Below are 10,990 nucleotides of genomic sequence, written 5' to 3'. Positions count from 1 at the left end.
CGATGCGCCGATCACGGCCCCGCGCGCCGGTGGCGGCCCGCTGGTCGCGATCGGCGCATCGGCCGGTGGCCCCGGCGCGCTCGCGTCGATCCTCGGCGGCCTGCCGGCCGGTTTCAATGCGCCGATCGTGATCGTGCAGCACGTCGATCGCGCGTTCGCCGAAGGCATGGCGCAATGGCTCGACGGCCAGACGCCGCTCGCCGTGCGCGTCGCGCGCGAAGGCGACCGCCCGCGGCCGGGCGTCGCATTGCTCGCCGCGACCGACGACCACCTGCGCATCACGCGCACCGGCACGCTCGAATACACGCGCGAACCGGCCGCCACGCCGTATCGCCCGTCGGTCGACGTGTTCTTCAACAGCCTGACCGAGCACTGGCCCGGCCGCGTGATCGGCGTGCTGCTCACGGGGATGGGCCGCGACGGCGCGATCGGCCTGAAGGCGCTGCGGATGAAGGGCTACCATACGATCGCGCAGGACGAGGCGACCAGCGCCGTGTACGGCATGCCGAAGGCGGCCGCGACGCTCGGCGCCGCGCGCGCGATCCTGCCGCTCGGGCGCATCGCGGGCGAGCTGGCGGCGCTCGCGCGGATCTGAGCCCGACGATGAACACGCGCAACACCCCTGCCTGCCCCTGCAACGACCGCATCAACCCGCATCGACCATGACCATTGATCTGACTCGCCCGCCAGGCGGCCCCTACACGCCGCCCTACGACGTGCCGGCGATGGTGCTGCTGGTCGACGACCAGACGATCGTGGCGGAAGCCGTACGGCGCGCGCTCATCGACGAAGAAGGTATCGATTTCCACTACTGCCCGCGTTCGGACGACGCGATGGACACCGCGATCGAGACGCGGCCGACCGTGATCCTGCAAGACCTCGTGATGCCCGGCATCGACGGGCTGAGCCTCGTGAAAGCGTACCGGACGAATCCGGCGACGCGCGACGTGCCGATCATCGTGCTGTCGACGCAGGAAGAGCCCGTGATCAAGAGCGCCGCGTTCGCGGCCGGCGCGAACGACTACCTCGTGAAGCTGCCCGACCGCATCGAGCTCGTCGCGCGGGTGCGCTACCACTCGCGCTCGTACATGAACCTGCTGCAGCGCGACGAGGCTTATCGCGCGCTGCGGCAATCGCAGCAGCAGTTGCTCGAAGCCAATCTCGAGCTGCGGCGCCTCACGCATTCGGACGGCCTGACCGGGCTGTCGAACCGGCGCTATCTCGACGAATACCTCGCCGCCGAATGGCGGCGCGGCACGCGCGAGCGCAGCGAACTGTCGCTGCTGATGATCGACGTCGACAACTTCAAGCTGTACAACGACACGTACGGCCACGTGTCGGGCGACAGCGTGCTCAAGCAGATCGCGTCGACCATCGAGCGCTGTCTCGGCCAGTCGGGCGATCTCGCCGCGCGTTTCGGCGGCGAGGAATTCGCGGTCGTGATGCCGGCCTCGTCGCCGGGCGCCGCGCGGCTGCTCGGCGAGAAGATCCGCCTCGCGGTCGAGGCGCTGCGGCTACGGCACGCGCATTCGTCGACGGGCAACACCGTGACGATCAGCATCGGCGGCGCGAGCATCGTGCCGACGCACGGCCTGCCGACGACCCTGCTGATCGAAGCGGCCGACCGCGCGCTCTATCGCGCGAAGCACGAGGGCAAGAACCGCGTCGAGATCGATACGGCGCCGACGACACCGGTCCCCGGCGGATTCGGCGCGCCGCGCGTCGACTGAACGCCAAATGCCGTACGCGCGCCGCGCTCACGCGGCGCCGAGCCGGCGCGCGTAGTCGTGCGGGTCCAGCGGGCGGCTGAACAGATAGCCCTGCTGCATGTCGCAGCCGATCTGCTGCAGGAACCACGATTGCGCCTGCGTCTCGACGCCTTCGGCCGTGACCTTCATCCCGAGCGAATGGGCCATCGCAACGACGGCCTGCGTGATCGCCACCGAGTCGTGATGATCGGGCACGCCCGACACGAACGAGCGGTCGACCTTCAGGTTGTGCAGCGGAAAGCGCTTCAGGTACGCGAGCGACGAATAGCCGGTGCCGAAATCGTCGACCGAGATCCGCACGTTCATGTCCGTGAGCGCCTCGAGCATCGGCAGCACGGTGTCCGTTTCGCTCATCAGCAATCCTTCGGTAATCTCGAGCTCGAGCGCGGACGGATCGAGCTGCGTCTGCGCGAGGCAGCGATCGACCGATTCGACGAGCCCCTCGTGGAACTGCCGTGGCGACAGATTGACGGCCAGCATCAGGTCGGGCGCGATCGTGCGGCGCCATTCGGCGGCCTGCCGGCACGCGGTTTCGAGCACCCACTGGCCGATCGCGACGATCAGCCCCGTATCTTCCGCGACCGGAATGAACTCCGCCGGCGACATCGGCCCGAGCTCGGGGCTCGTCCAGCGCAGCAGCGCCTCGGCGCCGACCGTGCGGCCGCTGCGCGCATCGACGACGGGCTGGTATGCGAGCCTCAGCATGTTCGACGAGAGCGCGCGCCGCAGCGACTGCTCGATCGCGAAGCGGCGCTGCAGCCGCAGGTTGAGCTGCGCGGTGAAGAACGTGAAGTGGTTGCGGCCGCGCTGCTTCGCGTCGTACATCGCCGAATCGGCGTTGCGCATCAGCGTGACGGCATCGTCGCCGTCGCGCGGCGCGACGCTGATCCCGATCGACACGCCGAGCCAGTATTCGTTGTTCGCGATCGCGAACGGCTTCGCGATCGCGTCGATCACCTCGCGCGCGAGCACCGCGAGCCGGTCGGGATCGTCGCAGCCGTCGACGAGGATCACGAACTCGTCGCCGCCGACGCGCGTGAGCGCGTACCGGCCGCCTCCGCAGGCCGCGAGCCGCGCGGCGACGCTGCGCAGCAGCGCGTCGCCCGCGTCGTGGCCGGCCGTGTCGTTGACCTTCTTGAAGCCGACGAGATCGATGAACAGGATCGCGACGCGCGCGGGCCCGCCCGCCGCATCGTGCCCGCCGAACAGCTCCCGCATGCGGTCGCCGAGCCAGCGGCGGTTGTAGAGGCCCGTCAGCGCATCGCGCGTCGCCATGTAGCGCAGCTGCTGCTGCGCCTCGCGCACGGGGCCGATGTCGTTGAACGACACGAGCACCGAGTCGGCCTGCGTCTCGCCCGGCTTCACGATCGGCACCGCGTTGCCGCGCACCCAGATGATGTCGCCGTCCGCGAGGCCGAAGCCGACCGTGTAGCCGAGCATCGGCGTGGCCGTCTCGAGCGCGCGCCGGCTCGGCCAGTCGTCGGGCGCGATCGGCGTGCCGTCCTCGTGCAGCTTGCGCAGGATCACCGTCGACAACCGGTGGCCGACGAGGTCGCCCTTCACGCGCATCATCCGGTTCGCGCTCGGGTTGCTCGCGACCACGACGCCGTCGCGCGACACGACGAGGATCCCTTCGTTCAGGCTGTTGACCACGAGCCGGTGATGTTCCTCGCTGCGCGCGAGCTGGCGCGCGATCCGGTCCTGGTGCACCGCGAGGCCGACGCTGCTGCCGATATCGCGCAACAGTTCGGCTTCCTCGTCGCTCGGCCGTCGCGGCGTGCGGTGATAGACGGCGAACGCGCCGAGCACGGCGCCCATGTCGTCGAGGAACGGCACCGACCAGCACGCGCGCAAGCCCAGCGGCAATGCGACGGCACGGTAGTCGGCCCACAGGGGATCGGTTTCGATGTCTTCGACGGCGACCATCCGGCGCAGGTACATCGCCGTGCCGCACGAGCCGGCCACCGGCCCGATCGATGCGCCTTCGATCGCCGCGCTGTACTGGGCGGGCAGCGATGGGGCAGCGCCGACGTGCACGTGCACGCCGTCGGTATCGAGCAGCAGGATCGTGCACGACGCACCGTCGCCGAGCAAAGCCTCGGCACGCCGGCAGACTTCGACCAACAGCTCCGGCAGCGGTGTGTTGCGCGTGATCAGCCTCAGCACGCTTTGCTCGGACGCCAGTACTTCCGCCGCGAGCCCGAGACTGTAACGAGAACTTTGCGGTTCGGTATTCAAGATGAATCCTGCCGTCCATCCGATCGGGTCTGGTACGCCCGATTCGTTTTCGATCCTTCGTGCCGTTTTTCGCTCCGGGTTTACGCCGATGCCCGGTGCGCCCCGTATGGCGCGCCGTGCCAACACGCGCCAAAATATATTTAACACTAATCCGCGACAATCGGCGCGTCCACCTGCATCAGGGGTTACGCGCGGTCGGTGCCGCGTTTGCGGCCGGCAGTCGGCTTGCCGAAAGGCTTGCCCGCGGCGCGAGGGCCCTGGGCATGGCCGCGCCCGGCGCGCGCCGGCCGCACGAACAGGCAAGGCGGCCCCGACGTCATGCCGATCCGCGACGGCAAGGGGCAGATCCGCAAGTGGCATCGAAGGCGGCCGGCCGTCGTCCGGAGCCGGCAAACACGGGACGATGCCGCATCCCGTGAACCCCTGCCGTGCGGTCGTTTCGTTCGACCGCGCGACCGGCCAAACCGCCTTTCCGTATCCGTGATTCAATGACGATCGAACCGGCGTCGCGCAGTCGGGCGGCACGGCGATTCGACACCTCATCGATCGACCTTCACTGGATCACCATGACGAACCCTGCCGAAATCAAGGCGCTCGTTTTCGATGTCTTCGGAACGATCGTCGACTGGAGAAGCGGTGTCGCACGCGGCGCCGCCGCGTTCCTGGACCGCCACGCGCCCGCGCTCGACCCGTTCGTGTTCGCCGACGCATGGCGCGCCGAATATTCGCCGTCGATGGAGGAAATCCGCAGCGGGCGCCGCCGCTACGTGCGGCTCGACGTGCTGCATCGCGAAAACCTCGTCCGCACGCTCGACCGTTTCGGCATCGACGACGTGCCCGACGCCGACATCGACACGCTCAACCTCGCATGGCACAGCCTCGACCCGTGGCCCGATGCCGTCGCCGCGCTGCACCGGCTGAAGCGGCGCTTCATCATCGCGCCGCTGTCGAACGGCAACATCCGGCTGATGGTCGACGTCGCGAAACGCGCGGGGCTGCCGTGGGACGCGATCCTCGGCGCGGAAGTCGTCCGCGCGTACAAGCCGTCGCCGCAGGTGTACAGCGACACGGTCGAGATTCTCGGTATCGAACCAGCCGAGCTGTGCCTGGTCGCCGCGCACAACGGCGATCTCGCGGCCGCGCGTCGGCAGGGGCTGTCGACCGCGTTCGTGCTGCGGCCGACCGAGCACGGGCCCGGCCAGACGACCGACCTGAAAGCCGACGATGCGTGGGACTTCGACGTCAGGGACCTGAACGAGCTCGCGGACCGGCTGGGCTGCCCGGCTTGAATGCCGGGTTCCTGCGCGCGACCGCGGCGTTGCCGGCCGCGATGCAGGGGCGGCGGCAAGGCGCGTCGAGTGCATCGGGTGCGCCGGCAGACGACTGGTAGACTCCGCAAGCCCTGCCCCATTGCGGCCGCCAACGCTCATGTCGTCACCCCTGCGTCTCGTAGAAGGCAAACTGACCGCGATGCGCTTTCTCGAGCGCCCCGACCAGGGCGGCGCCGGAAGCCGTCAGGTGCCGCCCGTCGACCCCGAAGCCCGCAAGAAATCGCTCGGCTACCGGTTCACGCACAACGTGGTGCCGATCGTCGCCGCGCTCACCGGCAACGGGGCCGCGGCCAATGCGCGGGTGTCCCAGCAAACCGACGAAGATCTCATCCTGGCCCGGTTGAACGCCGCAGCCGACAAAGTCGAGCATCCGGCGATGTAGTCGTACGCGAACCTGCGCGAAACCCGGACCTTCACGTCCGAAAACGCGTTCGTGACCGTCGGGAAGAACGGCAAGATCCTGTTCGCGAAGCTGCCGGTCGAAATCGAACTAGGCGGCGAGTCGTACCGCGGGTTCCTCGGCGGGCAGTGCTTCGACGTCGGCGACGACGTGGTTGCCGTGGTCGATCGCCGCGGCCGCCTGTTCGCGCTGTCGTCTCCGGACCGGCGCCGCATGGTGATGGATCACGCGTGCAGCGACACGGGGCTGGCCGGCCTGACGCGTAACATCGGGCTGGCGTGGAAATGGATGTTCATCGGCGTGAACTGCTTGCTCATCCCGATGATGATCGTGGTGCTCTGGACCGGCGACGGCGGCTTTTCCGACCTGGGTCTCGATCTGGCGATGTTGCTGGGCGGGCCGGTCGCGATGGGCGTCCTGCTCGCGCCGATCCTGGGTGTACGGTTGTCGTGGTCCGACTGGCTCCCGGCGTGGCGCACGTCGAGCATCCTGAAGGCGCTGGGCCGCCCGGAGCTGTGCACGCTCGATTTCTTCGATACGCGCACCGAGGCCGAACGCAACGGCCAGGTACGCGACACGGATATCGGGCAAATCTATTACGCACCCGCGCTGAAGGCCTAGCGCCTGTTCAGGCTAAAGACGGACTCGCGCCGGCTCCATCGCGACCGCCTGCCCCTGCGCCGCCATCGCGAGACGCCGCCAGTTGCGCGCCGCGTATCGATGAGCCTGCAACAGCGCGATCCATAAACCGATCTGCCGAACCGGCCTGAAGAAACCGCGCGCGCTGAACACGGTGCGCCGCTCGACGCGTGTCCTGCCGCCTTCCACGGGCGTCAGCGTGAATTCGTCTTCCAGCAGGCCGACCCAGTCGCGGCACCAGACCGTCGACGCCACCATCCGGTAACGCAGCCGGCGATTCTCGTCGAGCACGAGAATCCGCTGCTCGATCGTGCCGCGATCGGTCGTGCACTGCCGCGTGTTGCCGACGGCCGGCACGCCTTCGAGCACGCGGCAGCCGACCGGCTTCGGCACGCCGAGACGAAACAGCAACGGCCGCGTGTCGTCCATCCGCGCATGGAGGAAATGCGGCCATACGTGCTCGGGCCGGCAATCGAACGTCCACTGCGAATGAATTTCCACGACCGTCTCCTTGCGGCTGTCGGTGCAGGCATGATGGCACAGGCGTGCCGGGCGGGCGTTACTGCGGCTCGCCGACGAATCGCAGCGTCCCCGATTCGCCCGACAGCAGCGCGCGATTCGCGGCCGCCGCCGCGCGCAGGTAATCCCACAGCGCGGTCACGCGCCGCAGCTTGCGCAGATCCTCGCGGCACGTCAGCCAGAAGCACCGCGTGACGACCACGTCGTCCGGCAGCACGGGCACGAGCGCCGGCTGCGTGGCCGCCATGAAGCACGGCAGGATCGCGAGCCCGCCGCCCTGCAGCGCCGCGAAGTACTGCGCGATCACGCTCGTCGTGCGCAGCCCGGCCGTCGCGCCCGGCACTGCGCGATCCAGGTACAGCAGTTCGTTACTGAACGCGAGATCGTCAACGTAGCTGATGAACGTGTGCTGCGCGAGATCGTCCGTGCAGGTAATCGGCGCGTGGTTCGCGAGATAGTCGCGCGTCGCATAGAGCCGCAGCTGGTAGTCGCACAGCTTCGTGACCACGTAGGGCCCGCGCTCGGGCCGCTCGAGCGTGATCGCCAGGTCGGCCTCGCGCTTCGGCAGGTTGACGAAATGCGGCACCGGCAGCAGGTCGACCGTCACGTGAGGATGCTCGGCACGAAACTGCGCGAGCTGCGGCGCCAGGAAAAAACAGCCGAACCCCTCCGTCGACCCGATCCGCACGTGGCCCGACAGCGCCTCGCCGGTGTTCGCGACCTGGTCGCACGCGGACTGCACGGTCGTTTCCATCGCGTCCGCATACGCGACGAGCCGCTGCCCTTCGGCCGTCAGCGTGAAGCCGCCGGAGCGCGACTTGTCGAACAGCAGCGTGCCCATCGCGGCCTCGAGCGCGCGAATGCGCCGCGCGACGGTCGTGTAGTCGACCCCGAGCCGCTTCGCGGCGCCGCTCGCGCGCTGCGTGCGCGCGACTTCGAGGAAAAAGCGCAGGTCGTCCCAGTTCAGGTTGCCGGAAACCGGCTCGGTGGCGTGTCGCATCGGCGGGAAAAAGGGCTGGAGTCTCCGGGGCCGGCCGTCGATATGCATAAATGCACATCCAACCGGTTTTCTTGTCGGTACATCATGGATCTGCGCATAACTATACTCGACCGTGACCTGCGGACCATGAGCCGCGGGCAATCAATACGGAGACACCATGCAGACCCGATCCACCCTCGATGAGCATGCGACAGTCGCGGCGCCGGCACCCGCCCGCACCGCGAAGCACTACCTGCTGGCCGGCTGGGCCAGCATGGCCGGCACCACCATCGAGTGGTACGACTTCTTCCTCTACGGCACGGCCGCCGCCCTCGTGTTCAACCGCATCTTCTTCCCGTCGCTGGACCCGGTCGTCGGCACGCTCGCCGCGTTCGGCACGTTCGCGGTCGGCTTCATCGGGCGGCCGATGGGCGGCATCGTGTTCGGCCACTTCGGCGACCGGATCGGCCGCAAGTCGATGCTGATGATCACGCTGCTGCTGATGGGCGTGCCGAGCATGATCATCGGGCTGATCCCGTCGTACGACCGCATCGGCTACTGGGCCGCGGCGCTGCTGATCGCGATGCGCTTCCTGCAGGGGATGGCCGTCGGCGGCGAATGGGGCGGCGCGGTGCTGATGGCCGTCGAACACGCGCCGAAGGGCCGCAAGGGGCTGTTCGGCAGCCTGCCGCAGACGGGCGTCGGGCTCGGCCTGATCCTGTCGTCGGTCGCGATGGCCGCAGTCGCCGCGCTGCCGGAAGCCGACATGCTGTCGTGGGGCTGGCGCGTGCCGTTCCTCGCGAGCATCGCGCTCGTCGGCCTCGGCTGGTTCATCCGCGCGAAGGTGCCCGAATCGCCCGACTTCGAGAAGATGCGGCGCCAGGGCAAGGCCGAGAAGTCGCCGGTGACGGCCGCGCTGCGCCGCCATCCGCGCGAGGTGCTGACGATCGTCGGCGCACGTGCCGCCGAAAACACCTGGTTCTACATGGTCGTCACGTTCGCGCTCGCTTACGCGACCCAGCAGCTGCATCTGCCGAAGGCCGAGATGCTGCACGCGATCACGGCCGGTGCCGCGCTGTCGCTCGTGACGATGCCGCTGTGCGGGCATCTCAGCGACCGCATCGGCCAGCGCCGGATGTTCGCGATCGGCCTCGTGCTGATGTGCGCGTTCGCCGCGCCGTTCTTCATGATGCTCGGCACGCAGCAGACGTCGTACGCCTGGTGGGCGATCGTGCTCGGCCTCGGCGTCGTGTTCCCGATCCTCTATGCGCCGGAGTCGCTGCTGTTCGCGCAGCAGTTCCCCGCGGAAATCCGCTACAGCGGCATCTCGCTGTCGGTGCAGCTGGCCGGCGTGATCGGCGGCGGCTTCGCGCCGATGATCGCGACGTCGCTGCTCAAGGCCGGCGGCGGCCAGCCGCACTACGTGATCGCGTACCTCGTCGGCTTCGGCGTGTTCGCGCTCATGTGTACCGCGCTGATGCGTCCGGCGCGCGCGTGAGCACGCCGCCGGCATCCGATCGATTTCAGTTCGCCCTGCTGACCGCCGTGCACGCATGCGCAGCGGGAGCAGACACCTTTTTTCATCGTCACACCGCTTTCCGGAGACATCCATGAACGCCGCAGTTCCCCAGACCACCCTCGCCCTGCCCACCGCCAAGCTGCTGATCGACGGCGCATTCGTCGAATCGCAAAGCACCGAATGGGGCGACATCGTCAACCCCGCGACGCAGGACGTGATCGGCCGCGTGCCGTACGCGACGCTCGACGAGGTCGACGCCGCGATCGCGTCCGCGCAGCGCGCATTCCAGACCTGGAAGACGACCCCGATCGGCGTGCGGCTGCGCATCATGCTGAAGTTCCAGGATCTCGTGCGCCGCAATCTCGAACGGATCGCGCACACGCTGACGGCCGAGCAAGGCAAGACGCTGCCCGACGCGCAGGGCGACATCTTCCGCGGCCTCGAAGTGGTCGAACACGCGTGCTCGATCGGCACGCTGCAGCAAGGCGAATTCGCCGAGAACGTCGCGGGCGGCGTCGATACCTACACGCTGCGCCAGCCGATCGGCGTATGCGCGGGCATCACGCCGTTCAACTTCCCTGGCATGATCCCGCTATGGATGTTCCCGATGGCGATCGTGTGCGGCAACACGTTCGTGCTGAAGCCGTCGGAGCAGGATCCGCTGTCGACGATGCAGCTCGTCGAGCTCGCGATCGAGGCCGGCGTGCCGCAGGGCGTGCTGAACGTCGTGCACGGCGGCAAGACGGTGGTCGACCGTCTCTGCACGCATCCGGACATCAAGGCGATTTCGTTCGTCGGCTCGACGCGCGTCGGCACGCACGTGTACAACCTCGGCAGCCAGCACGGCAAGCGCGTGCAGTCGATGATGGGCGCGAAGAACCACGCGGTCGTGCTGCCCGATGCGCACCGCGAGCAGTCGATCAACGCGCTCGTCGGCGCGGGCTTCGGCGCGGCCGGCCAGCGCTGCATGGCGACGTCGGTCGTCGTGCTGGTCGGCAAGGCGCGCGACTGGCTGCCCGATCTGGTCGAGAAGGCGAAGGCGCTGAAGGTCAACGCGGGCGCCGAAGCCGGCACGGACGTCGGGCCGGTCGTGTCGAAGGCGGCGAAGGAACGCATCCTGTCGCTGATCGACGCCGGCGTGAAGGAAGGCGCGACGCTGTTGCTCGACGGCCGCGACGTGAAGGTGCCCGGCTACGAGCAGGGCAACTTCGTCGGCCCGACGATCTTCTCGGGCGTGACGACCGACATGTCGATCTATACGGAAGAAATCTTCGGGCCGGTGGTGGTCGTGCTCGAAGCCGACACGCTCGACGACGCGATCGCGCTGGTCAACCGCAACCCGATGGGCAACGGCGTCGGCCTGTTCACGCAGAGCGGCGCGGCCGCGCGCAAGTTCCAGAGCGAGATCGACATCGGCCAGGTCGGCATCAACATCCCGATTCCGGTGCCGGTGCCCTACTTCAGCTTCACGGGCTCGCGCGGCTCGAAGCTCGGCGATCTCGGCCCGTACGGCAAGCAGGTCGTGCAGTTCTACACGCAGACCAAGACCGTCACCGCGCGCTGGTTCGACGACGACGCGACGGCCGGCGGCGTGAA

General features: G+C 68.4%; 10 protein-coding genes. 7 read left to right on the top strand and 3 right to left on the bottom strand.

Annotated elements, in window-relative coordinates:
* Nucleotides 1-595, top strand: a 595-nt coding sequence (locus G3N64_RS36135) for a chemotaxis protein CheB (protein ID WP_277399156.1), incomplete at its 5' end; no start/stop codon positions are given.
* A 67-nt stretch (nucleotides 596-662) separates the two neighbouring features.
* Nucleotides 663-1,730, top strand: coding sequence for a diguanylate cyclase (locus G3N64_RS36130; protein WP_241021388.1), 1,068 nt, complete (start codon nucleotides 663-665; stop codon nucleotides 1,728-1,730).
* Nucleotides 1,731-1,757: 27 nt separating this feature from the next.
* Here the strand turns inward: G3N64_RS36130 and G3N64_RS36125 are convergent, their stop codons facing one another.
* A complete protein-coding gene (locus G3N64_RS36125) occupies nucleotides 1,758-4,007 on the bottom strand; it encodes an EAL domain-containing protein (protein ID WP_205788422.1) in 2,250 nt (749 codons plus the stop codon).
* 566 nt (nucleotides 4,008-4,573) lie between these two features.
* Between G3N64_RS36125 and G3N64_RS36120 the strand changes: the two genes are divergently transcribed.
* The 3 genes from G3N64_RS36120 (at nucleotide 4,574) to G3N64_RS40045 (ending at nucleotide 6,359) form a co-directional block, all read left to right on the top strand.
* On the top strand, nucleotides 4,574-5,296 hold the full coding sequence (locus G3N64_RS36120; RefSeq protein ID WP_205788421.1) for a haloacid dehalogenase type II: 723 nt from the start codon (nucleotides 4,574-4,576) through the stop codon (nucleotides 5,294-5,296).
* A 139-nt stretch (nucleotides 5,297-5,435) separates the two neighbouring features.
* Nucleotides 5,436-5,720: a hypothetical protein gene (locus tag G3N64_RS40050; RefSeq protein WP_241021387.1), complete on the top strand. Its 285-nt coding sequence runs from the start codon at nucleotides 5,436-5,438 to the stop codon at nucleotides 5,718-5,720.
* Between the two features lie 51 nt (nucleotides 5,721-5,771).
* Entirely contained in the window at nucleotides 5,772-6,359 is a 588-nt protein-coding gene (locus G3N64_RS40045) for a hypothetical protein (RefSeq protein WP_241021386.1), read from the top strand.
* Nucleotides 6,360-6,371: 12 nt separating this feature from the next.
* Here G3N64_RS40045 and G3N64_RS36110 read toward each other — a convergent pair whose 3' ends face one another.
* Complete coding sequence (locus G3N64_RS36110) at nucleotides 6,372-6,878, bottom strand: SRPBCC family protein (protein ID WP_205788420.1); 507 nt, start codon at nucleotides 6,876-6,878, stop codon at nucleotides 6,372-6,374.
* Between the two features lie 58 nt (nucleotides 6,879-6,936).
* Nucleotides 6,937-7,896, bottom strand: a complete 960-nt coding sequence (locus G3N64_RS36105; RefSeq protein ID WP_205788419.1) for a LysR family transcriptional regulator — start codon at nucleotides 7,894-7,896, stop codon at nucleotides 6,937-6,939.
* Between the two features lie 157 nt (nucleotides 7,897-8,053).
* On the opposite strand from G3N64_RS36105, the gene G3N64_RS36100 reads away from it, so the two are divergent.
* Both G3N64_RS36100 and G3N64_RS36095 read left to right on the top strand, forming a co-directional pair.
* Nucleotides 8,054-9,373 carry an MFS transporter gene (locus G3N64_RS36100; RefSeq protein WP_205788418.1) on the top strand — a complete coding sequence of 440 codons (1,320 nt, stop codon included), beginning with the start codon at nucleotides 8,054-8,056 and terminating at the stop codon, nucleotides 9,371-9,373.
* Nucleotides 9,374-9,485: 112 nt separating this feature from the next.
* On the top strand, nucleotides 9,486-10,990 hold a 1,505-nt coding region (locus tag G3N64_RS36095), incomplete at its 3' end, for a CoA-acylating methylmalonate-semialdehyde dehydrogenase (RefSeq protein WP_205788417.1).

Origin of the sequence: Burkholderia sp. Ac-20344, from assembly GCF_017104975.1 — a bacterium.
In the GTDB taxonomy this organism is placed as follows: Bacteria; Pseudomonadota; Gammaproteobacteria; order Burkholderiales; family Burkholderiaceae; genus Burkholderia.
The sequence above is the reverse complement of the archived record's forward strand: the minus strand, read 5'-3'. Positions and strand labels throughout refer to the sequence as shown.